Here is a 21,723-nt window from a genome sequence, read left to right as displayed (position 1 = left end):
CGGCACCACTCCTCCCTCGGGGCCGAATATGGCAGTGCCTCAGGCGGGGAGGAACCAGGCCCGTTGGCCGCATCCGGCCAACCCGGTGCAGCATCCGGCCCGTTCGGCCTTTTCCTGCGGATCTCGCGCGGTGGCCCCTGGTGGCCCATGGGGAAACCTTTACCCTTCGAGCACGCACCTTCTACAATCCGGACAAGCACGCGTTGGCCAGACCCTCCCCCTGCCTTCTCCCGCGGAGTGCCTCTTGATCGTGTACCACATGGCGGTCCTTGGTCTCAGTGCGGCGGAAGAGGAGATCTACCGGCACCTGTTGCGCAATCCGGGGGTCGAACTCGACGACGTGCACGTCCTGTTACGGCAGGACCCGCTCGTCTCGGCGGCGGCGGTGCACCGCCTGCGGGAGCTGCAGGTCATCCGCGAGGACGACGGCAGGGCGTGGCCGCACAAACCGGAGCTGGTGGTCAACAGGCTGGCCCAGCAGCGCCTGGACGAGTTCTACAGCACCATCCGCACGCTCTCCGACCTGAACCCGCTCGTGGACGCGCTGAGGCGCGAGGCGCACGACCGCGGTACGCACTCCGAACAGGCCCCGGTGGAAAGGCTGATGGGGCTGCCGGCCATCCGCGAACGCCTGGACGAACTGGCGTTCTTCGCTCGTACGGAAGTCATGTCCTCCGAGCCCTACGACGCGCTCACCCCGGAGAACATCGAGCGCTCCCGCGAGCTGGACCTGCGCTGCCTGCGCCGCGGCGTCGTCCTGCGCAGCCTGGTCCGCGCCTCCGCCGTGGCGGACGACACCACGCGGGCCTACCTCCAGGAGCTGACCGATGCCGGGGCCCGGATCCGGGTCCTCGACGACCTGAGCGAGCTGATGATCGTCTACGACCGCCACACCGCGCTGGTCCCGGTCGACCCCAAGGTCACCTCCCGAGGGGCCCTCTGCTCCAGCGAGGAGGGGATCGTCACCGCCGTCGTCAACAACTTCGAGCGGCTGTGGGCGGGCGCCGCCGAGTTCGCCGGCGCGGCCGGACAGGGGGACGGCGCCCCGGACGAGCCCCGGCTGACCGACCTTCAGGTGCAGGTGCTCCGGGCGATGTGCACGGTCGCCAAGGACGAGACCGGCGCCCGCCAGGTGGGCGCCGCACTGCGCACCTACCGCCGCCACATATCGGAGCTGATGCGGATCCTGGGCGCGGAGAACCGCGCCCACGCGGCACTCCTGGCCCGCGAACGAGGCTGGGTCTGACGACGGTCGGCCGCCCAGGCCGTCAACCGTCCCCGAACTCCCGGGCGTCCGCCCACAGCCGCTCGAAGTGGTTGACGACCATGCCCACCATGCCGGGTTCCCCCGTCACGAACGCGCCCCTGCCGATGTCCGAGGGCACCACCGGAACCAGCACGGTCCGGCCGTCGTACACCACCATCGGGCCCTCGGAGGAGGGCAGCACCCGCACCCGCGCGCCCGCCTCGGCCAGCCGGCGCAGCTGCGCCACGACCGCCGGGGCGGCGAGCGCGGACCGCCACACCAGGAGCCGCACGTCGACCCCGCGCTCCAGCATCCCCAGGCACAGCGGCACCGTCACCCACGGGGTCCCGAGCTCGGTCTCCTCGCAGAGCCCGCCCGCGAGGACCTCGGAGCGGGCGCCCAGGGCGAGCTCCTCCACCCGGGCGCGCACCGCGGCGGGATCGGTGATCCGCTCCACCGTCCTGCCGTCCGCCGCCGGCGGGTCGACCTCTTCGCCCCGTCCCCCGGCGGCGGCCTCGTCCTGCAGGGAACGCACCATCGGATAGACCTGGGCGAGCCCCCGGGTGATGGTGTGCAACTCGGTCAGCAGCTTCTCCGCCAGCCGCCCCACCACCAGCTCCGGCTTCTCCGGCCACAGCACGCCGTCGTCCTCGACGACGGCCCCGAGGTCCTTGAGCCGCCGCACGACGGCCGCGCCGGTCCCGTGCGGGTGCCACGGCGCGGCGACGACGTCCTCGGCACTGCTGCCGGGATGCCGCAACAGATGGCGGTACGTCTCCTCCTCCGCGGGGGTGACTCCCAGGAACTGCATGGGGTGCATCGGTGGCGCTCCACAGTCGGTCGGTGACGAGTATGGAGAGGCGGTGGTCCGGGCGCGGCGCTCGCCCCCCGGACCACCGGGCCCGCCCCGGGCGCGCGGCCCGGGATCAGTCGTCCGGCGTCTCCTGCCAGCCGTTGACCGGCCCGCAGACGTCCGGGGCGCCGAGACAGCGGTCGTCCGCCAGGACGACACCACCGCCGGCCGGCGTACCGTTCCCCGCGAGTGCGCCGACCGCACCCCCGGTCGCGGACACGGTCAGCACCGCCGCCGCGATCCCCAGGGCGGCCCTGCCGATGACGGTACGCATCATGGTTCTTCCCTCCTCGGCGCGCGGGCGCCGACTCCTCGGAAGTGCCGGGACGGGATCCCCGACCCCTCCGGAAGCATCCCAGCGTTCCCCCGCCCCCCACAGACCCCCGGTTGGCACGCTCCTGCCTCCGCGCCGTGCACGATCCTGCCAACCGGGTCCGCGCGTCAGATGTCCCTGAACTCCTATACATGCAGCCTGACCTGCTGGTTCGCCTCGCGCGCAAGATCATCTTGCACAAATGCTGCACAGCGCGTCCGCGAGCGTCTCACGCGGCACGGCCGTACATGGATCGGACGGCCCGCCGGACCTTGTCGCCTGCCCCGGCGACCCTGTGGACGTAGTTACGCAAAGTGAACGCCGGATCGGCGTGTCCCAGGCGGTCCGCGAGGGTGTAAATGTCCACCCCGCCGTCCAGCATCATCGACGCGTACAGGTGCCTCAGCGCGTGCATCATCTTGTCGCGGGACTTCTCCCACCGCCGGCCGGGGCTCTCCGAGTCGAGAGGCTTGATGAGCCCGACGGCGGCCAGCGCTGGCTTCCAGACATAGCTGTTGAACCAGTTGGACTGGATCGGCTTCTTCTCTCTGCCGTAGAAGAACAGCTTCGCCGTCACGGGCTCGCCAACCCTCGTGCGCCAGGGGAGGGTGACCTCGATCGGCGGGAACTTCTCGGAGTGCTCCAGGATGGCCTCGGCCACGTCCTCGCCGAGCTCGACCCACCGGTCCTTCGGGTCGTCCTCGGTGCCCCCCTTCGGGTTGTCGAAGACCAGCACGGGACCGTCGTGGGCGACCTGGCGCCGAATGTGGACCATGGGGCCGTCCTCGTGCTCCCAGTCGATGTCGTCGGGGCCGAAGCCGAAGCACTCACCCTGGCGCATCCCAAGCCCCCTCCCCGAGTCGACGAGGGCCTTGTAGCGCTCGGGCAGCTCCGCGCGCACCTTCTCCGATTCGTTCCAATTGATCGTCAGCTCCTTCGCTGACGTACTGCCCCGCTTCGGCCTCACCGCCTGCACCGACCTAGCCAGGCACGGATTCTTGCGGATGCGGTCGTCGTCCACGGCCAGGTCGAAGGCGGACTGGAGGTTCGCGAAGACGAGGCGCAGCGTGGAATCCTCCAGCAACTCCCGGCGGCCGGCCAGCCAGTCCCGGATCGCGGTCGCGCTCACATCCTTGAGTTTCAGCTTTCCCAGTGGCGTGCCGATCACGTGGAGCCGCATTCGCTGCTCGTAGCGCTGGAGGGTTCGCGGGTTGTCGAATCGCAGGCCCGACATCCAGGTCTGCACCCATTCGCTGACCCGGACTTCGCCGTCAGCCGGGTTGATGTACGTGTTGGCGTCAACCTCCGCGCGCATCTTGTTCTCGTAAGCCTTGGCTTCGGTCTCGGTCCGGCACAGCTCGGACTGCTGGATGCCCTCCGGGTCGCGCCAACGGGCCTGCCAGCGTTTGCCTTTGCCGTGGGCCTTCGACTGGAACTTGCCCTTGTGCTGGCGGCAGACGAGCGCCTCGGGGTGGCGTTCCTGGCAATCCTCGGGGGCAGTGTGGGGGCAGTCGAGAGCAGACTGAGGCGGTCGGCTCCAGTGCCAGTTGTCGTAAGGCAACGCAAATTCTCCTCGTGACGCGAAGGGAGGGAGAGAGGGCCCGGCTGAGGGTTACGGGTTCTGCTCGGCCTTTTGGGCGGCCCACCAGGCTTCGACGTCGTCCCAGTCGTAGCGGAGGTGTCGGCCGACACGGACAGCCGGAGGTCCCTCCTGGCGATGCCGCCACTGGTACAGCGTGGTGACGGGCACCTGGAGGAAGGCGGACACCTCTTTGGCCGTGGCCTTTGGACGCCGCGCGGATCGCTGCGGCGGGGAAGCGGTCACCGCTTCCAGCCCGAGAGCAGCATCATGTACGTCAGTCGGGAATTCAACCCGACTGTCTGAAAGGCGTGTTGCGTCACGTGCGGACTCCGTCCGCTCTGGCCCCATTGCGGGCGATGAGGGCAATGACCTCGGCCAGGCGACGCTTCCGGCAGTGCCGGACTGTTCGACCTCGCGTTCATCCCATCACATGCTGATGCGATCAGTGAGTACGCGAGGGCGGAGTGAGCGGGACGTGTCGTGAGGCGGCGTCATACACCCATGCGTGTGAAGCATTAACACTCTAAAAATCACTTATGCCTACTGTTATTCAATTCATCCGCACTCATGTGAATCGGGAGGCACAGCCATGCCCACCTTCGCCCCAGCCCGCCTGACTGCCGCGCGAATCGTTCGCGGCCTGACCCAGCCGGAGCTCGGTAAGCGGATCGGCAAGACCGGCAACGCGATCTTCACGTACGAGACGGGTCGCGCTACCCCGCCGCCACACGTCGTCGGACTCCTCGCCCTGGCCTTGGGTGTCGGTGCCGCCGACCTCTTCGCGCCCGACCCGGACGACCCGGTCCTCCAGGCCCTCGCCGACATCCGCCCCTGTGTCTGCATGGAAGCCGCTGTCGAGCCGACCGCAGCGTGATCCCGAACATGCGAAAGGCCCCGCGCTTCCCGCAGGGCCCTCGCCAGCGACCGGCCTCACCAAAGCCCGATCAACCCTTCCACGAAAAAGGATATATCGCCATGGAGCATGTCGTCTTGTCCCGCGAAGAATCTCGGGCGAAGCGTGAGGCCCATCGCCGCGCGAAGCCGCCCGCGTCGCTGCCGTTGGTCTACTGGCCTGACGACTTGGAGTCGTACACCCCGACGGACCACACCCGTGAGGCATATGAGCGGGCCGCGTCGTGGTGGCGGGGCCTTCCGGAGCGACAGGCGCTCAAGGACTACGTTCCCGTCGACCGGGAGGGGTACGGACAGGGGTTGCTGCTGTCCGGGCCGTACGGCACCGGGAAGACCACCCTCGCGGCGGCGGTGTTGCTGTCGAGCTGGTTCAACGGCCGGACGAAGGTGATGTTCGTTCGCTTCGTGGATCTGCTCGAAGCCAACCGTCCGCAGCAGTCGTACATCCGCCCCGACGGTCTCGAAGACGTGTCCGACATCGAGCGGGCGCACGACATCGTCAAGGGAGTGCGCGAGACGGACCTGCTGCTCCTGGACGATGTGGGCCGGGGCAAGGCGTCCGAATTCGCGGCCGGCGTCATTGAGGACGTCATCCGCGGCCGGTATCTCGCAGGTAAGCCGACGATCATCACGTCCAACTTGGAGCCGGACGAGTGGAAGGGGCGCTACGGCGAGGGCGTCGCGGACTTCCTGTACCAGGCATTCGCCGACATCGTGTACATCGGCGGCCCGTCCTTGCGGGGGCGGTGATGGCGAGCCGAGAGCGGGCATCGGCTGAGGGGGCGGCGGCCTATGCCAGCCGGGAGGAGGCGGGTGGAGGCGCGCCGCTCGTCGAAACGTTCCGGTCGCTGCTGTTTGACGCGACGCAGATGCGAAGGATTCCGAGGTCGCAGGCGCTGGTCGAGGGGCTGCTTGCGACGGACTCGCTCGCGTGGTTCTGGGGCCCTCCTGGGCAAGGAAAGTCGTTCCTCGCGCAGGACATCTCCGCGCACGTTGGCGCGGGGCTGGAGTGGCAGGGGCGCCCGGTGAAGCAGGGGCCGGTGATCTACGTCGTGGCCGAGGGCGGAGGGGGGTATCCGGACCGGATCGAGGCGTGGGAGGAGTATCACGACCGTCCCATGGAGGACGTGTTGTTCTTCCACCACCCGCTCCAGTTCCTCAACGATGCCCAGGTTGCTGCGTTCCTGATGCTCGTGGCCGAGGTGCGGCCGGCGCTGGTGGTGGTGGACACGCAGTCGCGCTGCATGGTCGGGCACGACGAGAACCTTTCGGTGCCGATGACGAAGTTGATCGCGGCGCTGGATCTGATCCGTACGGCAGCCGGCGGCGCCTGCGTCCTGACGCTCCACCACGGCGACCGTGCCGGGAGGAACCCGCGGGGCTTCTCCGCGATCGACGGCGCTGCCGACACCTTGATCAAGGTCACTCGCAGCGGGAAGGGCCCTGTGAAGCTGGAGGTCACGAAGCAGAAGGACGCCGAGCAAGGGGAGCCGATGAAGCTGCCGCTGGATAAGGCGGGCCGGAGTCTCGTCGTAACCCGCGGGGCGATGGCCAACTGTAACTCTGGATGTAACTCTGGGGATGCTCCGCAGACGTGGGAGACGCTCGGTCTGACGAGCCTCCAACGTGACATCTACGTGACACTGCGGGAGGACGGAAAGCGCAGGATCGCTGAGCTCGCGCAGACCTTCGGGAAGGCCCGCCAGAACATCAATAGTGCCGTGAACGTGCTGGTCAAAGCGGGTCTGGTAGTTCGAGAGAGCCCTTGGGTGATGGCCACCTCCGAGCCCTCCGTGGGTCCAGAGGAAGCGGGTTTGTAACGTGTAACTTTCTGTCACTTTCGCTTGGAAGTTACATCTGGGGCACATGTAACGCGACAACACCCCCTCTTTAGGGGTGTCGCTACAGCCGGACAAACAGCGAGCGACAGGAGAAGCGAGGAGAACCTGATCGGCGAAACAGACTTACCCCCACCTGCGTCGTGAGCCGGGTGATGCTGTGCGAAGCGGTCTTCCGACGAGTCGGGATCAACCGCAGATGTCGCGGAGGTTGGACTCGCCAGACGCTTTCGACCGGATCGATCACTCCCGCCGGCGCGGAATTCCTGTGAGCTGGGCGCCGTGCCCCTTCATGGGTGCGACTTGCCCAACGACCCAACCGCGGCCGATGGAACCGGCCAACGCGATGATCCAATGCACCAGCTCGATGCGACGAAGGCCGAGGTCGATCACCTTCCCGCCGACGACGATGCGGATGTGGGCGACGAGACGGCCGTGGCGATGAGATCGCGTGCGAGGCGTCATGCACATCGGCCAAATCGCCACGTACTCGTTGAGGTGGACGCCGGGGCGCCAGGTGGGAACGCGGGGGATCAACGTCCGTCCCTGGTCGTCCATCTGGAGGGCGGGATATTCGGCATCACCCCCGGAGAGAAGGAGTTCCTCGTACGCCGCAGGGGTCGGCTCCTGAGTCACAGTGCTCACGCCATAGTCCTTGCGTCTGGCCGAGACGAGGTCCCGGCGCCTGATCATCTTTGAAGACCCATACCGCATCGCACAAAAGATCCGATAATGCGCGAGCTGGCCGACTTTCTTCCGCAGCTAGCAGGCCAATTTCGCCCCGGCCTACGCTGAGGCCGGACACCTCATCGGATCACCCTCAGGTCTCACTCGGACGTCAACTCAGTGTGTGCCCGTGTCACACCCGCATCGACGAGACCGAGGGCGTAGCAGATGACCACACCGACCAGCAAAGAAGGCAACGCTCGCGGCTCCGCCGGCCAGGTCGCGGAGCGGTGGCGCGACGTCACCGTCAATCAGGTAGTCGACCGCAGGTTCTCGTCCATTCCGTTCATTCAGCAGGACGGGTTCGCCGAGCAGTCCCTCTACCGGGGGTACATCACGAACGCGCGGTCGTCGCAGGGCAAGCCGTACGACGACAAGGGCCCCTACTCGCTGCTCTTCCACTACAACCCGTCCGTGATCAACGTGTCGCACTCCCTGGACATGGCGAACGCTCCGATGCCGTCGTATACGCGGTCCGACCTCGATACGGGAACGCCGCTCGTCGCGGGCGGGGGTCAGCTCACGTTCAGCCTGCTCTTCGACCGCTCCTACGAGACGAGCGACGCCACGCAGCAGGGCACGTTCGTCGGCGATCTCGGCGTCCTCCACGACATCCACGTCCTGTACAACATGGTCGGGATGAACCTCCCCGTCGGGCCGTGGGGTGCGGAGAGCAGCGACGGCACGTTCCTCGGCGACATCGTGGCGAAGATCCGCGAGACGCTGTCCACGTCCACCGCCGCCTCCGACTCCAGGGCCGCCATCGGCGTCATGCAGATGCACCCCGTCTGGATTCACTTCATGAACCCGCGGTCGACCACGTTCAGATCCCTGCCGAACATGAGCCGCATGAGCTACTTCGGCTACATCAGCAGCATCAACATCACCTACACTCACTTCACCCAGCGCATGGTGCCCGTACGGGCGGCCGTCGGCCTCTCCGTCCAGCTCATGACCTCTGCGGGGTGGCAGTAGGACTACCGCGCGACGACGACCGGCACGCGCGACAACAGCCGCTCGGGCCGGCTGTCGAACCACTCCGTGTGCTCGCGGACCGTCGCCAGCGTCGGCGGCAGGGCGTCGGTGGTGAAGCCGAAATAGACGACGCGGTCGGCGAGCACCTGCTGACGCATGGCATCGTCCCGCAGGTAGATCGTCCCCGCACACGGCGTGCCGAGGAGCATGACGTCGTGGAGGTCCCCGCCCGGCGTCATCGTGACCGACGATTCCGGCAACTCCTGGCCCGGACGGAAAGACACCACCAGGACCGGCAGGATCTCGAACTCGGGGACCAGGAGCGCGAGACGCGTTCCCCCGTCCCGGGGAATCTCGAACAAGGGGCAGAAAGTCTGTTCCGTGATCTCCATGATCTCCAGGGTCCCCGGCGCCGAGGCCAACGGCGAGGCCCAACCGGGTGACCCGGGCGCGCACTCAGCCCGCGTGCACGACCCACCCCGGCACCGCCGTGAAGCCTCCGGTCGCCAGCTCGATCACCTCGCCCGGCAGGAAGCCCGGCCGGATCGCGTCCGCCACCATCCGGCACAGCTCCACGTCCGGTGACACCAGCGTCCTGCGGCCCTCGCCGCCCTTCTCCCGCATCAGGAGCAGCCCGTAGCCCCCGGGGGCCGGATCGAGGCCGTACGCCTCGTACAGCACCGCGTAGCCGGGCCCGGGATGTATCTCACGCACGGCCGCGACCGTGTACCGCTGCATCACCTCGGGCACAACGAGCGCGCCCGGTGCCGGTTCTCCGCCGGCCACTGCCCGAACGGCCGTCACTCGGACTGATTTCCAGTATTTTTATTCGCTCTGACGGCGGGTGAACGTTCCCTCGTATCGCCGTAGCGCTCCGCCGGTTGGGCCGCCGGAGGTTCCCACGGATAGCCGCTATGCGGCGATTTTTCCGTTTCGTACGTTTGTGATCACGGGCCGCGCCTCAGTTCCCCGCAGCAAGGAGGAGCCATGCCCCGCCGTCGTCGTCCAGAACGCCCTCACGCACCCCGGCGGCGCCGGACATCTGGGAGACCTACCACTGCATCCGGTGCGGCTGCTGGGCCTGCGAACGCGGCCTCACGGTCCGCGTCAACAACCACCGAGATCCCCGAACCAGGAGAAGCGCATGACCGACAACACTGCCCTACACACCCTGGTGGCCTCTGAGCTGGCACTGCTCGACGCGGAACCAGGGCCGGCTGGCCAGGCCCGCGCCCTGGTTCCGCGTCGAGATGGAGGACGTCCTCACGGTTAGCTTCCCCAACATCCCGCCTACGCCTGCCTACCAAGCCATCGGGCGCGCCATCGTGGGCAGCGGTGACCCCCACTGCATCGCGTCGGTACTCGTCGAGACCTCAGCCATCGCCGGGGAAGCGATCATCCGCCTCGCCCGCGCCCGTGCCGAGGACCCGAGCCGGACCTGGGAGTGGCTCATGGCGACGGAGTGGACGAAGGCCACGCCATGACCCGCCGCGCCCGGCGGACCCCCAACGCGGTGCGACGCGTCCCCGGCGCCGGTCCCGAAACCCGCCCCCACGCGATCACCTGCCGCTGCCTGCGCTGCCGGATCGAGGACGCCGGCCGCATGTACGACAACCCGAGGAGAAGAACGTGAGCTGCGAGCCGGACGACGACATGACCGAAGCAGACGCGAAGGCGCTGTGCACGCGCCTGGGCATCACGACCAAGCTGATCGAGATCGACGGAGAGATGCGGGTCTGCGTCGACATGGAGGGCGCCCGCCAGCTCGCCCTCCACGCGCCGAACAGGGCAGCCGGAGACGCCTTCCTCAAGCTGATCGATGAACTGGACGGCGCCTAGAACAGCAGCAGCTCGTTCTTCTCGGTCGGCGCCGGTTCAACCCACAGCGGCAGCAGCAGATCCGACCCCTGCGGGATGAATCGGCCCGACGCGGCGCAGGAGACGGGCGGGAGGCCGTGACGGCGGTCCTGGCCGCCCGGCGCGTCGTGCCGGGCCAGATGACGCGTGATCGGCGATACGGCGGCTTCCTTGCCGCACTGGGGGCAACGGGCGCGCTCATGACGGCTCATGTCCCCAGAATGGCCTACGCCACCGACAGTGCGGGCGCGCCGTTCAGTTCGTCGCGATGGCAACCGCCGAGGGAGCGAACCGCAGGACGGCCAGCACTGCGTCTCCGGGCCACCCCGCACAACCGCATCGCACCCGGCGACCGTGGCGGCGCTACGGGCAGATGTAGGCGTCGATCGCGGTGTTCTTCACCCTGATCCAGTTCCGGACGTTCTCCTCCGGGGCCTCCAAGGTGTCGATCTGGTCCTGGATCTCTTCCTCCGAGGTGTCGGTCACGAGGAAGCTGCACCGGTTGCGGAGCAGGTTTATCTCGGACTGCAACTCGGTCTCGGAGAGCGATTCCAGGGCGGTCAGTTCTTCGGTGATGCCGTTGTCCACGGCGGCCTTGACCAGGGCGGCGATGTACAGCTTCTCTTCGCCGGTGAGGCGTCCGACCTTGACCCCTCCGGTGTCCACCGGGGGCGGGGTCTTGTCGGTGCAGGCGGTGAGGGCGAGCGCGAGGAGGGCGACGGCGGCGCAGGCGGCGCGGGCACGCATGGGATGGGCCTTTCGGTGGTCGAAGACACGGGTAGCTAGGGCACCTTGCGGCTGGTGCCCGAGCTAGGGCTCCGATGCCTCCTTGTGCACCACACGGTGCTTCGCCATGAACTTCACGTACTTCATGACCCACGCCTCCACAGGCGTCCCCTCTTCCTCGTGCCGCGCCGAGGGGGATCGTAAGTGATGCCGGGTCAGTAGGCGTCGGCGGCCCAGGAGCCGACCATGTCTCGAAAGCCCGTCCCGGAGCCGGTCTCGCCGGGGTACGGGACGGGGCGGCCCGCGGCCGACAGGCGTTGTCAGTGCCGGGCCGTAGCGTTGGCGGGATGAACGACGTCCACGACGAGACCGTCATCATGCTCAACGAGACCGTTCTCGCCCCGCTGGGATGGCCACCGTTGTCCCACGCCTACGACCTGCTTGCGGGTCGCCCTGACCACCTCCCTGTCACGCAGGGGGTCTACGTCTTTCTGGTGGCCGGCCCCGCCATCGCTTACCCCGTCGGAGAGTCCGCACTGGCGTACGTGGGCAAGGCCGAGTCTCAACGCGGGCTCCGTGGAAGGCTCATGACGCACTGGCGGAACATCGACGCTTGCATGGACGACCGCAATGCGGCTACCCACGCGCGCTACCCGGCCCATCCTGCCTATGAATGGGTCCTCGCTCGTGGCGGGGTCTGCCTCTATGCCGAGTCGCCGGAACCTGGCCGTGGTGCCTGGTATCACGAGAGCAGGCTGCTTCAAGCGTTCGCCCGCCACCACCGCACCCGCCCCGTCGGCAACGGCACCAAGGCGTAGGACCGGCCCCGCTCGCCTTGGTGGGCGGGGCTCCGTCATGCCCGGCGCCGTTTTTGCGGGGGACCGAAGGTCTGGTCACTTCTACCCCGTAGAAGAACACCACCAGCTCACCGCCGGCCCCGCGCTGGAGCATGAGAAAGGCGCTCCCCAGTCCGGCAAGCCGGTTCGACCCTGGGAGAGCGCCGAGTGTTCCGCCAGTGAGGGAGGAACGAGTCCGAGCGTACCGCATGAGGAGCGGGTATTCGACCCCCGCTCATTTTCTGAGACTGCCTCGGCTATTTCCTGGAGTCCCGGGCCGGCGGCCACTGTCTCCGGCTATTCTGATACTGCCCGTGCGTGAATACCCGTGCCGCGTGCGACAGGCCAGGCCCCCGTTTGCCCCAGCGTGCGGCTAAAGAGTGGGGGTGGGCTGGATATCGTGATATAGGCAGGGATGCCGCAAAAACGCAGGCATCCAGGACGCGCATCGTATTGCAATTTTTCTCGCGAAAATCTCGAATTCCGGATGGCGATATTAGTCACCCCGGAATTTTCCTTTCCCTGTGTTATTCTCCCTGGCTTCCCGATATTCTGGGGGAGTTCAAGCGCCGGAATTCGACCCCCGGCCGACCGCCAGTGAGCCACTCTCGGAGGAAACTCGCCCATGAAATCCACGGACACAAGGCCCCCGTATGCCCTGACACCTGCACAGCGTGCCATTGTGCAGCGCGCTGCCTGGGGACTGCTCCGCGTGGACTATGAGTCGTACACGCCCGGAACCGAGTCGGATTTGGTCCGCGCATATTCGCGTGAGGTGAACGTCCGTATCACCGGAATCAAGGGTGAGCGGCGCGGTGCAGTCCGTAGGGACAGCGTGGACAAGCTCATTCGAGAGGGCATCCTCTCGCGCCCGTTCCGCGCCAGTGTGGTCCGGGTGACCGAGGCCGGACGCGCCGCACTGGAGGGCCGTCCCGCCCCGGAGCCGGTTGCCGTTCCCGAGCCTGCCCCGGTCAAGGTCGAAACCGCGCCGGAGTCGGAGCCGACCCCGGAGCCGGTGAAGACTGCGGCGCAGTGGAACGGTCTGCCGGAGCGCAAGGAAGAGCAGACGTCCGGGCACGAGCCGCGCCGCACGCCTTTCGAGTCGGACGACGTGCGGGAAGCGTTCACGTCGGAAGACGGCGGTTTGTCGTTCTCCCTTTTCCGTATTCCGGATGACTGTACGTCGCCGGAGATTCGGGCCAAGCACGAGAAGACGCGTACCGCCATGGCTAAGCACGTGGCCAAGCGCGACAAGGGCAAGCCCGAGTGGAAGCCGTTCGGCAAGGGTCAGATCCAGCTCAAGCCGCGCACCGCGCCGAAGCAGATCAAGACCCCCGCAGACGTTCTCAAGGCGTGGTCCGGAGAGGTCATCCACGAGTACGCCTGTGACTACTGCGGCGAATTCGAGTGCACCTGTGTGCGCGACACCGTGTCCGCAGTGCTCGCCAACAACGGTGGCCCGGTAGTCGACGCGGACGCCGTTGCCCGGGGCCGTAAGCAGATTTCCGGCCAGACCGAAAACGCCGTGCGCCATGAGTGCGCCGATCAGATCGCCATGGGGGAAGACGTGCCGGTTGCCGAGGAGATCGCAGAGACCCCGGAGCCGTCGACCCCGTGGGAGCGGCACGCGGCATTGGTTGGCCCGTTGCCTTTCTCGCCGGAGCAGCAGATCACGGAGCTTGAGCCGGGATATGAGCGGGTCATTCAGTGGGGCCAGGAGTACCGGATGCGGACCGAGCGCGGGCGCGTCGTCGAGGTCTACCACGCCGGGTGGGGACCGGATCACGCGTGCGACGTCACCCGTGATCACGCGCTCAACACGGTGATCCACTGCGGGGCGTTCGCTCAGGTCGCGCGCGCGGCGGTGTTGCTCGGGCTGCACGAGGAGACGCAGGTTCGATGTGACTCCTGCGAGCCGGGGTGGCAGTGGGGGCGGGGCAAGAAGCCGAAGGCCCGCGTACGCATCGGCCAGCACGAAGCGGCCGTCTGCCTGGGCGGCTTCCACTCCTCGTTCGCCGGGATCATCCCCGGCGCGTACACCGACGGGCTCAGCCCGGACATGGAGCAGACCGCGTGCGTGGAGTACGCCGCATGGGTCGGCGGGACCGGGCCCGAGCCGGTGACGGCGGCGGAGCGGCTAGAGGCCAAGGGGAAGCGCAAGACGACGAGCAAGGGCGGGGAGACGATGGGTCGGCGTGGCCTGGCACCGAAGCGCAAGGCGGCGGAGCCGAAGGTCGGCGACATCGAGTTCAGCGACAAGAAGAGCTTCCCGTGTGTGGCTGAGCTGCACGGCCACCGCTACGTGGTGCGCAAGCTCGCGGGGTCCTTCTCGGCTCTCCACGAGCACGCGGACGGGGCGCACCTGATCTTCGAGGGCGAGGACAAGAAGGGCGTCTGCCGGACGGGCGGGGACATGTTCCCGAATCTGCCCGCCGTGAAGCGCGCGATCCTCGCGGACGCGGTGGCCCGGGGTGAGGGTCAGCCGGTCGTCGAGGAGCAGCCGGAGCCGGAGGAGTGCGACGAGTGCGAGGGGGCGTGTGAGTGCTGGACGCCGGAGACGGACGAGACGTCGCCGGTGCTGGGGGCGGCCGAGAGTGAGGCGGTGAAGCGGTTCCCCGAGCTCGCCCAGTTCCTGGAGCCGCGCGGGAACGACGCGCCCATGTTGGTGTTGAACTTGTTCTCCGGGCCGGGCGGCGCGGTCGTGGGGCTGCGGGACGTGCTGCGCCAGGAGCTCGGCCGCGACGTCGAGATCATCAACGTGGACAACGACGCCGACTGTGTGAAGACGCTCAAGGCCGCCGGGTTCCTCGCGATTCAGGCGGACGTGACCAGCCTGGACCCCGCCGACCCGGTGTTCCGTGAGGTGCGCGGGGTGATCGTGACCCCGCCGTGCACGGACTACACCGACAGCGGCAAGCGGGCCGGTCTGCTGCCCGAGAACATCGAGATCCTCGAAGAGGGCTTCGACCTCGCGCGGCGCGTGGCCGGGTTCATGCCGTTCGGGGACATGGGCGAGTCCCCGGAGTTCGGCAAGGAGATCAGCCACAAGGCTCCCAACGGGGAGTCGTGGGCGCACGTCCGCGCGGAGATGGGCGAGTACAGCGGGGCGACGGGTCACCTGATGCTCGAAGTGGCCGTGTGGTCCCTCGGGTTGCAGGCTGCCGGGGCTCCGCTGGAGTGGGTGGCCGTCGAGCAGTCGTCCAAGCTCCCTAAGGAGCTGCGCGGCGAGATCGCTGCGGACTTCCAGCTCTCCGGCTGGGGCATGGCGGAATGGGCCGTTGCGGACGCCGCCGACTACGGCAGCCCCACCCAGCGTGTGCGGGCACTCCTGGTGGCGCGGCGCGACGGCGACTCCGGCGTGAGCATGGAGGCTCCGGGGCTGCGCACGGGCGCGGCGAGTGCGACAGGTCTGCCGGAGGGCACGGAGGTCTTCACGCGGGGCGTGGGCAAGCGCAGCGGCGGGGGCAACGTCGTCGTGGTCAGCGATGCCAAGCCGTACACCGCCTTCACGTCCCGCATCCGTTCCGTGGACGTCGCCGAGAAGGGCGGCCGGTTCACGATCCGGCAGATCCTCTCCCTCATCACGATGCCGCACGACTACCCGGTCCAGGGTTCTCGTACGAGCGTCTGCCAGCAGATCGGCGACGTGGTGGCCCCGGTCGTCGCAGCGGCCCTCCTGGGCGCGGCGCTGGGCATCGAGTGGGTGCCGCGTCTTATGGCCTACCTCGCCGAGCAGTACCCGCAGGCGCACGGCGCGGACGCGGGAGAAAACCTGGACGTTCCGGCCGGCGAGTCCGTCGAGGTCCAGGAGCAGGAAAACGAGCCCGCCGACACGGAGTCCGCTGAGGAGTGGTCGTACGAGAACGAGCGCGACCCGCGCCCGGGATGCGGCTCCTTCCCCGAGCCCTGTCGGCACGCGTGGCCGTGCGGGCGGGATGAGGTGGCATGGCGCAAGGCGCAGGCGAAGGAGCGGGCGGAGAAGGCGGCGGCCACCCCGGGCGCCAAGCTCACCGAGGGCGAGAACGTCACCTACGCGGGTGCCAGCGATGACGGCTACGGCCACCACTTCGAGCGCATGGCGTACGACTGGCAGATCGCCGAGGGCCGGTTCCGTACGAAGAGCAACGACCTCGGCGACAAGCACCGTTTCCACGGGGAGAGCCCCAAGGGCAACAACGGGTGGACGATCTCCGTGCGCTGCCTGCACGCGACGTGCAAGGGCAGGGTGTTCACGTCCGTCGACTACGACGCCGAAGCGGTCCTGGCGATGCGCGCCCACGGACGGAAAAAGCACCCCCAGCCCACGCCGGCCGCAGCACCCAAGCCCGGCGAGCCGGGATTCATGGCCGCGCTCCTGGAGAAGCACGTCGGACCCGACTGGACCCCGATCGAGGCCACCGCCGACCCTGCGTTCCCGGACGTCGAGGAGGAGCAGCCGCAGTATCAGGGGCCGCTCACTCGGGAGCAGCGGCGGGCAGCGTGGCGGATCGCTGCGGGTGAGCCCTCGCCGGTCCTGGAGGCCGCGCCCGTCCGCGCCGAACTGACGGCCGGGCAGCGCACGCCGATCGCCACGCCGTACCAGCCCCCCGCCCGCACCTTCGCCACCCCCTACCAGGCACCGCAGCCCGACCACGACCGCGCGTACTGGGAACCGGGACAGCGGGTGACGCTGAACGGCAGGGCCGGAGTGACGCGCTACAGCACCTTCGACGGCGTACGGGTCGTGTGGGACGACGCCCCCAACGGCACCGACTACGTCAGCCCCCGACTGCTGTGGGTGGAGGGCACCGAGCCGAAGCCGTATGTGAAGCCCGACTTCTACGCCGATGACGACTACCTGATCGCCCCGGCCGCGCCGAAGCGACCCGCGCACTACGACGATGACGATTACGTGATCGCGCCGCCGGTCGTCGACCCGATCGCCGAACTGCGCAGGGAGATCGCGCGGGAGCGGGCCGACTTCGAACGGTGGTCCGCTGAGCTGGACGCGGTGCTTGGCGAGGCGGGGGCCCTGGTCGTGGCCGAGGCCATGCGGGTCGTACGCGAGGCGGAACGGCAGCTCGCCGAGATGGAGCAGGCGGAGAGCGCCGTCCTGGAGCGCATGGCGCGCGGGGCGATGGGTGTTCCCGTGACGGTGCCTCTGGCCCCCGGGCAGGGACGACGCGGGCCGTACGCGAGGAGCTCGTCGAAGACGTCGAATGGGAGCCGGTGCCGGTCCCGGCCGGGCGCAGGAGGGCGGCGTCCTGGACGGTCGCGGCGAGCTGGGGAGTGTTCTGGGCGGCGGCCTGGGCGGAGTCGCTCAACTCGATCCGGCCCACGCGGTAGCCGGGCAGTGCGACCGACCCGACGGCGGCTGAGGTACCCAGCCGCTCAGGGGTGACGCGGAGGAGAGTGCGACGGGCCCCGCACTCTCCCCGCCGAACCCGAAGGGCGCTCCCTGCGTCTGGCGGCGCGCAGGGACGGCGCCCCCACTCGCGTCTCGTTTTCGCGTGGCCGGCCGCGGACGGCGCGGCAACTTCCTGGACGGGGAAGGCGAGGACGGCTCCGCAACGGCACTGCCCGCGGATTCGAATTCGAGGTTCATGTCGTCGGCGCCGGCGGTCGAGGGTCGAGCCGGTCTCCTGGTGCCCGTGGTCGAGGTCGAGTTCCAAGACCCCGATTCGCGAACCGGATGAAAAAGACAAAAAGTGCGTCCACTCTCTGAACAGGGAGGTAACACTTATGCTCATAGATGCTACCGTGATCTTGATCCGAATGGAGGTATTCGAGTGACCGAGGTCACCTTGACGCCGCTCTCGCGGCTGAGGTTGAAGGCGTGCCTGCGCGTCAGCACCGCCGGCCAGGTCGACGGCTACGGACTTCCCGCCCAGCGAAAGGACGTCAAGCGTTGGGCCCGCGTCAACGGCGTGCGACTCCCCGAGTCCCACATCGTCGAGGACAAGGCCGTCTCCGGCACGGAGGACGAGCGCCCCGAACTGACGAAACTTCTTATCGAACTCGCTGCGGGCGACATCGACGGCATCCTCTTCCCCAACATGGACCGCATCGCCCGCGAACTCACCGTTCAGGAAGCCACCCTGAGCGTCATCTGGGCCCACGGCGGACGCGCCTTCACCGCCGACCGCGGCGAGATCGAGCAGGACGACCCCAGCGACCCCATGCGCACCTTCGTCCGCCAGGTCATGGGCGCCGCCGCCCAGCTCGAACGCGGCCTCATCGTCAAGCGGCTCCGCGACGGCCGCAAGACCAAGGGCGAGAAGGGCGGATACGCCTACGGAGCCCCTCAGTACGGCTGGGAAGCCACCAAGGACAACGAGCTCGGCGAGCTCGACACCGAGCAGGCCGGCCGTGCTCGCGCGAAGGAGCTCCGCACCGAGGGGCTCTCCTACGCCGCCATCGGCCAGAAACTCGAAGAAGAGGGGTTCAAGACGAAGAGAGGCGGCACCACATGGCACAAGGCCACCGTCGCCCGGCTTCTCGATGACGAATACCGCCAGCGCACCAACGAGACCAACACCCGCATTCGCCAGCAGAAAAAGGAAGCGGCCAAGCGCACCAGGGCTCAGCGCGTCCTCGGCAAGGTCACCTGACCTCCGTTACCTATACTCCACCAGGCGCGACATTTTCGAGGGGAAAACATGACCGACTTGAACACCGATATCTGCACCATCCCCACCCTGTCCGGTGACCCCTGCAAGAGCGCGGTCGTGTGGGAGGTCACGCCGGAACGCGACGTCGAGCCGTACGTCGCCTGCGGCCAGCACGTCACCGCGCCCATCATGCGGGCCAGCGAGCTCGTACCGTTCAGCGCCCGGCCGATCTAAATCCCCGCGCGTGCGGAAATGATGTGCAGAACCCCCGCGGAATTACTCCGGCGGGGGCTTCCTGCTGTCGGCGCCAGCTTTCCCGGGTCCGGGAAACGTGCAGGTCGGGCTATTTACTGCCAGGGCACTGCCTGAAATTCCGACGCCGAGCGCCGCCCGCCCCTCCTGGCTCTAGCAGGAACAAGCGCGTGGCTCCAGCAGATTCAAGGGAGTGGCTCTAGCAGGAGCAAGCGCGGGAGCGGAGCCAGCGTCAGCGACGACACACTTGTCTCTGCGGTACTCGTCGTAGGAAGCTAATTGGCACCCCGATTTCGGCGAAAATTTCGACCGGGAACGCCAGTGTGAAGCCCCCGCTCAGCGGTGCCCGCGGCCCAGCGTGGGCAAGCCGCCGGAGTACGGTCGGAAGGCGCTGGCGTTGGCGCGGGGTTCGAGGCGCTTACGGACTTCCGCCAGGTGCTTGGCCGCTTCCTCAGCCTCCTTGCGCTCATCCTCTTCGGCACGCAGTCGCGCGGCCTCCTCGTCGGAGACGATGTGCTTGGGCTCCCCAGTCCGCCAGTTCAGAGTGTCCTGGAGCCAGTATCGTCCCATGCTCTCGCATTTATCGGCCTCGACCGGGTCGCCTGCGGCAAGGGCCTCGACGTGCCTGCGCTGCAAGTCCAGGGCGAACCTGACGCAGAACGAGTGACGGCTCTCTCCGATCCAGTCGTCCCCAGACATCGTGTTCTGAGTAGCGCTCATCCTGGTCCCCTCCATGTCGGCTGGGCGCATCGTAGAGGGAGGGCGGATGACGGAAGGAGTCTTGGCCAAAGCCTCGCTCGCTGGGTGCAGTGGAGCCCCTGCGGATGTCGTCAGGAGCAGGAAGCGCAACCGCTCCCGTGAACCGGCCACAGCTTGCGAAACGCTGGCTCCGTGCCATCTACGCGTGCCAAGGTCATCCCCTTGGAATCCGTCACGATGAGCCTAAGAACACCGTCGGGCCTTATGGTGTTGATGCCCATGGAGAGCGTTGCTCCCCGTTCGGGGCTGAGTGAAGCGTGGTCGGCCGCAGTGGCGAATACCGCCCAGAGTGAAAGGGAATGAGGTGCATCGCCGGCCAGCCTCAACTGGTTCAGGAGTCCCGGGACCGCGGCAGGGTACGGAATGCCGACCTTCGCCCTGTGCGTCATCCCTGTGTAGTGGACCTGCGGATGGTTGCTCATCAAGACCGTCTTGACGATCCAGCGAGACAGCGGCGCGAGTTCTTCCTGAGTTGAAGTGAAGATCTCCCGCCCCTCAAGCAGCTTCGGAAGGTGCTCAGCGGCGGGCTTCTCGAACGTCTCGTTCAGCCACTGATTACAGGGAACGCAGCACGGGAGCCGGATGGCGCTCTGCCGGTTTTCCAGCTTCTTGACTTCCTTTTCCGTGGACCCCTGACGCGTCATGGCGTACATGTTGTACGCGTTCTCGCCCAGCATGACGTCATTGGCGAAGTTCAGGTGCTGGAGGAGCTGCTGGGGTACAGCGTGTTCGCCGGTGGCCTTCCGCACCGGCGCCGAGCACAGGGCGCAGGTGTGCTTCTTGGCAGACATGAGCCCGAACGTAGCAGTCAGCAGCCCGACTGGAAGCCCTCCCCGCACCCCCGTCGTACGTAGGGAGGGCTTCGTGCTGCTCACCGTCCGCGGGGCTCCTCGTATCCGGCCTCGACGCCTTCGCCGAACTCGTGGACCACGGCCCCGCCCAGCTTGGGCTGGCCGCTGCGGTAGAAGCGCGAGGCGTGTGTGGGGTCCGCGTAAGAGCCCATCGAGTCGTGATCGGACCAGTCGTCCACGACCATTCGCCGAGTCCAGGCGTTCGTCTTCTTCCCCGGGGTGTCGTCGTTGATGGCGCTGATGGAGAAGGAGCCTGCGGGACGCCAGCCGTCGGGGCGGGCGATGTCCGGGTGGAGCGATGGTTCGCTCGTGAAAGCGCCGGGCCTGTACCCGTCCTCCGTCATGTCGCGGAGTTCCGCGGTGATCGGGTTCTCCTGTAGTGCGGTGTCCCTGTTGACCGACTTCTGTGCCCGGCGCTTTGCGTCATCGAGCGGAACGCGGGCGCGAGTCTGGCGGTATTCCATGGAATCCTCCTTCGATTTCCCCCATTCTCCGGCGCGATTATCGCTGCATGGTATTCCCAGGTCAGGATGGACAACGCCAAAGGGGGAATCGGAAAGGAGAACGTGATGAGCGACTTCTGGATTAACGCGAGCCGCGCTTACGCGGAGCGGCAGCAGGCGGCCGAGGCGCAGGCGGCGTCGGAGAGTCTGCGGCCGAACTACCCCGTGTTGGGCGGGAGCACGGCTTCGTGGGTGGAGGTGCGGCGTGCGAAGAACGAGCGCAACCGGGCCGCCAGCGCGGGCATGAGCTACCTCAACCTCGACCACGTTCGCGCCGCCAGCCACGAGTACGCCGTCCAGCGGTACCTCAACACCGGCTGGCGCTGCACCCGCGGAGCCCTCGCCGCCGTCGAGCAGAACCCCGATCGAGCGTCGGCGTGGGCGGCCGAGCGTCCCTCCTCGGCGTACTCGGACGTCTGGTGACCACCGCACCGCCGCCGCAATGGGCGACGGCCTACCGCTACGTGCACGACGCGTTCGTCCCTCCGCCGAGCGCCGGGCCGGCGGCCCGCGTCATGCCGGGCGTCAAGGTGTACGCCGAGGCCCCGGACGGGTGCTTCTGGGCGTCGGGAACCCTGTGGTGGAAGGTCGTGCAGGGCAACGCGCTCCTTCGGTTCGACCGGTTCGATCGTGGCCACAACGGAAGCCGATGGCTCCGGGCCGCAGTCGTCGACCTCTACCTCCCCAGCGGACGCGAGCTGAACGGGGTTGCCCTGCCGTCGAGCTCGCTCAGCCGGGACGTGGAGACGCTGACGTCGTGGACGCCGCTGCGGCTCCTGCGAGACGGCCGCAACCGGCCCTGGCGGGCGATCCTCATTCCGGCCGGGCCGTGGCATGACGTGGCCGCCGAGCTGAACGTGCGAGACGCGTGAAGACCCCGCTGGCGGGGTGCGCGGGGCGGGCT

The 21,723-nt window shown here is 67.9% G+C and carries 26 protein-coding genes; 14 read left to right on the top strand and 12 right to left on the bottom strand.

Annotation, left to right across the window (positions count from 1 at the left end; genetic code table 11):
* Positions 1-259: 259 nt before the first annotated feature.
* Positions 260-1,246 carry a helix-turn-helix transcriptional regulator gene (locus tag AB0E19_RS28915; protein ID WP_362185133.1) on the top strand — a complete coding sequence of 329 codons (987 nt, stop codon included), beginning with the start codon at positions 260-262 and terminating at the stop codon, positions 1,244-1,246.
* A gap of 22 nt (positions 1,247-1,268) precedes the next feature.
* Here AB0E19_RS28915 and AB0E19_RS28910 read toward each other — a convergent pair whose 3' ends face one another.
* From AB0E19_RS28910 to AB0E19_RS28895, 4 genes are all read right to left on the bottom strand, one after another.
* The gene (locus AB0E19_RS28910; protein ID WP_362185132.1) at positions 1,269-2,066 is read right to left on the bottom strand and encodes a helix-turn-helix transcriptional regulator; all 798 of its coding nucleotides are present in this window, start codon (positions 2,064-2,066) and stop codon (positions 1,269-1,271) included.
* Between the two features lie 106 nt (positions 2,067-2,172).
* Complete coding sequence (locus AB0E19_RS28905) at positions 2,173-2,376, bottom strand: hypothetical protein (protein ID WP_362185131.1); 204 nt, start codon at positions 2,374-2,376, stop codon at positions 2,173-2,175.
* Positions 2,377-2,641: 265 nt separating this feature from the next.
* A complete protein-coding gene (locus AB0E19_RS28900; RefSeq protein ID WP_362185130.1) occupies positions 2,642-3,973 on the bottom strand; it encodes a tyrosine-type recombinase/integrase in 1,332 nt (443 codons plus the stop codon).
* 51 nt (positions 3,974-4,024) lie between these two features.
* The gene (locus AB0E19_RS28895) at positions 4,025-4,342 is read right to left on the bottom strand and encodes a helix-turn-helix domain-containing protein (RefSeq protein WP_362185129.1); all 318 of its coding nucleotides are present in this window, start codon (positions 4,340-4,342) and stop codon (positions 4,025-4,027) included.
* Positions 4,343-4,583: 241 nt separating this feature from the next.
* Here AB0E19_RS28895 and AB0E19_RS28890 point away from each other — a divergent pair, with 241 nt between their 5' ends.
* From AB0E19_RS28890 to AB0E19_RS28880, 3 genes are all read left to right on the top strand, one after another.
* Entirely contained in the window at positions 4,584-4,868 is a 285-nt protein-coding gene (locus AB0E19_RS28890) for a helix-turn-helix transcriptional regulator (RefSeq protein WP_362185128.1), read from the top strand.
* 101 nt (positions 4,869-4,969) lie between these two features.
* The gene (locus AB0E19_RS28885) at positions 4,970-5,656 is read left to right on the top strand and encodes an ATP-binding protein (RefSeq protein ID WP_362185127.1); all 687 of its coding nucleotides are present in this window, start codon (positions 4,970-4,972) and stop codon (positions 5,654-5,656) included.
* Positions 5,656-6,726: an AAA family ATPase gene (locus AB0E19_RS28880; protein WP_362185126.1), complete on the top strand. Its 1,071-nt coding sequence runs from the start codon at positions 5,656-5,658 to the stop codon at positions 6,724-6,726. Before AB0E19_RS28885 ends, AB0E19_RS28880 begins: the two co-directional genes overlap by 1 nt.
* 261 nt (positions 6,727-6,987) lie before the next feature.
* On the opposite strand, the gene AB0E19_RS28875 is transcribed toward AB0E19_RS28880, so the two are convergent.
* Positions 6,988-7,389, bottom strand: coding sequence for a hypothetical protein (locus AB0E19_RS28875; protein WP_362185125.1), 402 nt, complete (start codon positions 7,387-7,389; stop codon positions 6,988-6,990).
* 249 nt (positions 7,390-7,638) lie between these two features.
* On the opposite strand from AB0E19_RS28875, the gene AB0E19_RS28870 reads away from it, so the two are divergent.
* Entirely contained in the window at positions 7,639-8,445 is an 807-nt protein-coding gene (locus tag AB0E19_RS28870; protein ID WP_362185124.1) for a hypothetical protein, read from the top strand.
* Between the two features lie 2 nt (positions 8,446-8,447).
* On the opposite strand, the gene AB0E19_RS28865 is transcribed toward AB0E19_RS28870, so the two are convergent.
* Both AB0E19_RS28865 and AB0E19_RS28860 read right to left on the bottom strand, forming a co-directional pair.
* Complete coding sequence (locus tag AB0E19_RS28865; RefSeq protein WP_362185123.1) at positions 8,448-8,837, bottom strand: hypothetical protein; 390 nt, start codon at positions 8,835-8,837, stop codon at positions 8,448-8,450.
* Positions 8,838-8,901: 64 nt separating this feature from the next.
* A complete protein-coding gene (locus AB0E19_RS28860) occupies positions 8,902-9,159 on the bottom strand; it encodes a hypothetical protein (protein ID WP_362185122.1) in 258 nt (85 codons plus the stop codon).
* Positions 9,160-9,770: 611 nt separating this feature from the next.
* Here AB0E19_RS28860 and AB0E19_RS28855 point away from each other — a divergent pair.
* From AB0E19_RS28855 to AB0E19_RS28845, 3 genes are read left to right on the top strand one after another with little or no spacing between them, the layout of a single operon-like run.
* Positions 9,771-9,929: a hypothetical protein gene (locus AB0E19_RS28855; protein WP_362185121.1), complete on the top strand. Its 159-nt coding sequence runs from the start codon at positions 9,771-9,773 to the stop codon at positions 9,927-9,929.
* A complete protein-coding gene (locus tag AB0E19_RS28850; RefSeq protein WP_362185120.1) occupies positions 9,926-10,078 on the top strand; it encodes a hypothetical protein in 153 nt (50 codons plus the stop codon). The genes AB0E19_RS28855 and AB0E19_RS28850 overlap by 4 nt, the downstream gene beginning before the upstream one ends.
* A complete protein-coding gene (locus tag AB0E19_RS28845; protein ID WP_362185119.1) occupies positions 10,075-10,284 on the top strand; it encodes a hypothetical protein in 210 nt (69 codons plus the stop codon). Before AB0E19_RS28850 ends, AB0E19_RS28845 begins: the two co-directional genes overlap by 4 nt.
* On the opposite strand, the gene AB0E19_RS28840 is transcribed toward AB0E19_RS28845, so the two are convergent.
* Both AB0E19_RS28840 and AB0E19_RS28835 read right to left on the bottom strand, forming a co-directional pair.
* On the bottom strand, positions 10,281-10,514 hold the full coding sequence (locus tag AB0E19_RS28840; RefSeq protein WP_362185118.1) for a hypothetical protein: 234 nt from the start codon (positions 10,512-10,514) through the stop codon (positions 10,281-10,283). The genes AB0E19_RS28845 and AB0E19_RS28840 overlap by 4 nt on opposite strands.
* Positions 10,515-10,665: 151 nt before the next feature.
* Complete coding sequence (locus AB0E19_RS28835; protein ID WP_362185117.1) at positions 10,666-11,049, bottom strand: hypothetical protein; 384 nt, start codon at positions 11,047-11,049, stop codon at positions 10,666-10,668.
* A 326-nt stretch (positions 11,050-11,375) separates the two neighbouring features.
* On the opposite strand from AB0E19_RS28835, the gene AB0E19_RS28830 reads away from it, so the two are divergent.
* From AB0E19_RS28830 to AB0E19_RS28815, 4 genes are all read left to right on the top strand, one after another.
* Entirely contained in the window at positions 11,376-11,846 is a 471-nt protein-coding gene (locus AB0E19_RS28830) for a hypothetical protein (protein ID WP_362185116.1), read from the top strand.
* 643 nt (positions 11,847-12,489) lie between these two features.
* The gene (locus AB0E19_RS28825; protein ID WP_362185115.1) at positions 12,490-17,244 is read left to right on the top strand and encodes a hypothetical protein; all 4,755 of its coding nucleotides are present in this window, start codon (positions 12,490-12,492) and stop codon (positions 17,242-17,244) included.
* 388 nt (positions 17,245-17,632) lie between these two features.
* The gene (locus AB0E19_RS28820; RefSeq protein ID WP_362185114.1) at positions 17,633-18,454 is read left to right on the top strand and encodes a recombinase family protein; all 822 of its coding nucleotides are present in this window, start codon (positions 17,633-17,635) and stop codon (positions 18,452-18,454) included.
* Positions 18,455-18,502: 48 nt separating this feature from the next.
* A complete protein-coding gene (locus AB0E19_RS28815) occupies positions 18,503-18,688 on the top strand; it encodes a hypothetical protein (protein ID WP_362185113.1) in 186 nt (61 codons plus the stop codon).
* Between the two features lie 354 nt (positions 18,689-19,042).
* Here AB0E19_RS28815 and AB0E19_RS28810 read toward each other — a convergent pair whose 3' ends face one another.
* From AB0E19_RS28810 to AB0E19_RS28800, 3 genes are all read right to left on the bottom strand, one after another.
* Positions 19,043-19,426 carry a hypothetical protein gene (locus AB0E19_RS28810; RefSeq protein ID WP_362185112.1) on the bottom strand — a complete coding sequence of 128 codons (384 nt, stop codon included), beginning with the start codon at positions 19,424-19,426 and terminating at the stop codon, positions 19,043-19,045.
* Positions 19,427-19,536: 110 nt separating this feature from the next.
* The gene (locus tag AB0E19_RS28805; RefSeq protein WP_362185111.1) at positions 19,537-20,256 is read right to left on the bottom strand and encodes a hypothetical protein; all 720 of its coding nucleotides are present in this window, start codon (positions 20,254-20,256) and stop codon (positions 19,537-19,539) included.
* A gap of 80 nt (positions 20,257-20,336) precedes the next feature.
* Positions 20,337-20,780, bottom strand: a complete 444-nt coding sequence (locus AB0E19_RS28800) for a hypothetical protein (RefSeq protein ID WP_362185110.1) — start codon at positions 20,778-20,780, stop codon at positions 20,337-20,339.
* A 105-nt stretch (positions 20,781-20,885) separates the two neighbouring features.
* Between AB0E19_RS28800 and AB0E19_RS28795 the strand changes: the two genes are divergently transcribed.
* Both AB0E19_RS28795 and AB0E19_RS28790 read left to right on the top strand, forming a co-directional pair.
* Positions 20,886-21,242, top strand: a complete 357-nt coding sequence (locus AB0E19_RS28795) for a hypothetical protein (protein WP_362185109.1) — start codon at positions 20,886-20,888, stop codon at positions 21,240-21,242.
* A complete protein-coding gene (locus tag AB0E19_RS28790; protein WP_362185108.1) occupies positions 21,239-21,691 on the top strand; it encodes a hypothetical protein in 453 nt (150 codons plus the stop codon). The genes AB0E19_RS28795 and AB0E19_RS28790 overlap by 4 nt, the downstream gene beginning before the upstream one ends.
* The last annotated feature ends 32 nt before the right edge of the window (positions 21,692-21,723 follow it).

The organism is Streptomyces sp. NPDC047974, from assembly GCF_040653375.1.
GTDB lineage: Bacteria > Actinomycetota > Actinomycetes > Streptomycetales > Streptomycetaceae > Streptomyces.
The sequence above is the reverse complement of the archived record's forward strand: the minus strand, read 5'-3'. Positions and strand labels throughout refer to the sequence as shown.

Bases quoted from the DNA above. Each gene is read 5' to 3' on its own strand.
- AB0E19_RS28895 (WP_362185129.1), bottom strand. From the start codon at position 4,342: ATGGGGCCAGAGCGGACGGAGTCCGCACGTGACGCAACACGCCTTTCA.
- AB0E19_RS28865 (WP_362185123.1), bottom strand. From the start codon at position 8,837: ATGGAGATCACGGAACAGACTTTCTGCCCCTTGTTCGAGATTCCCCGG.
- AB0E19_RS28810 (WP_362185112.1), bottom strand. From the start codon at position 19,426: ATGAGCGCTACTCAGAACACGATGTCTGGGGACGACTGGATCGGAGAG.
- AB0E19_RS28825 (WP_362185115.1), top strand. From the start codon at position 12,490: ATGAAATCCACGGACACAAGGCCCCCGTATGCCCTGACACCTGCACAG.
- AB0E19_RS28835 (WP_362185117.1), bottom strand. From the start codon at position 11,049: ATGCGTGCCCGCGCCGCCTGCGCCGCCGTCGCCCTCCTCGCGCTCGCC.
- AB0E19_RS28890 (WP_362185128.1), top strand. From the start codon at position 4,584: ATGCCCACCTTCGCCCCAGCCCGCCTGACTGCCGCGCGAATCGTTCGC.
- AB0E19_RS28815 (WP_362185113.1), top strand. From the start codon at position 18,503: ATGACCGACTTGAACACCGATATCTGCACCATCCCCACCCTGTCCGGT.
- AB0E19_RS28880 (WP_362185126.1), top strand. From the start codon at position 5,656: ATGGCGAGCCGAGAGCGGGCATCGGCTGAGGGGGCGGCGGCCTATGCC.
- AB0E19_RS28840 (WP_362185118.1), bottom strand. From the start codon at position 10,514: ATGAGCCGTCATGAGCGCGCCCGTTGCCCCCAGTGCGGCAAGGAAGCC.
- AB0E19_RS28885 (WP_362185127.1), top strand. From the start codon at position 4,970: ATGGAGCATGTCGTCTTGTCCCGCGAAGAATCTCGGGCGAAGCGTGAG.
- AB0E19_RS28800 (WP_362185110.1), bottom strand. From the start codon at position 20,780: ATGGAATACCGCCAGACTCGCGCCCGCGTTCCGCTCGATGACGCAAAG.
- AB0E19_RS28910 (WP_362185132.1), bottom strand. From the start codon at position 2,066: ATGCACCCCATGCAGTTCCTGGGAGTCACCCCCGCGGAGGAGGAGACG.
- AB0E19_RS28805 (WP_362185111.1), bottom strand. From the start codon at position 20,256: ATGTCTGCCAAGAAGCACACCTGCGCCCTGTGCTCGGCGCCGGTGCGG.
- AB0E19_RS28915 (WP_362185133.1), top strand. From the start codon at position 260: ATGGCGGTCCTTGGTCTCAGTGCGGCGGAAGAGGAGATCTACCGGCAC.
- AB0E19_RS28830 (WP_362185116.1), top strand. From the start codon at position 11,376: ATGAACGACGTCCACGACGAGACCGTCATCATGCTCAACGAGACCGTT.
- AB0E19_RS28870 (WP_362185124.1), top strand. From the start codon at position 7,639: ATGACCACACCGACCAGCAAAGAAGGCAACGCTCGCGGCTCCGCCGGC.
- AB0E19_RS28850 (WP_362185120.1), top strand. From the start codon at position 9,926: ATGACCCGCCGCGCCCGGCGGACCCCCAACGCGGTGCGACGCGTCCCC.
- AB0E19_RS28905 (WP_362185131.1), bottom strand. From the start codon at position 2,376: ATGATGCGTACCGTCATCGGCAGGGCCGCCCTGGGGATCGCGGCGGCG.
- AB0E19_RS28795 (WP_362185109.1), top strand. From the start codon at position 20,886: ATGAGCGACTTCTGGATTAACGCGAGCCGCGCTTACGCGGAGCGGCAG.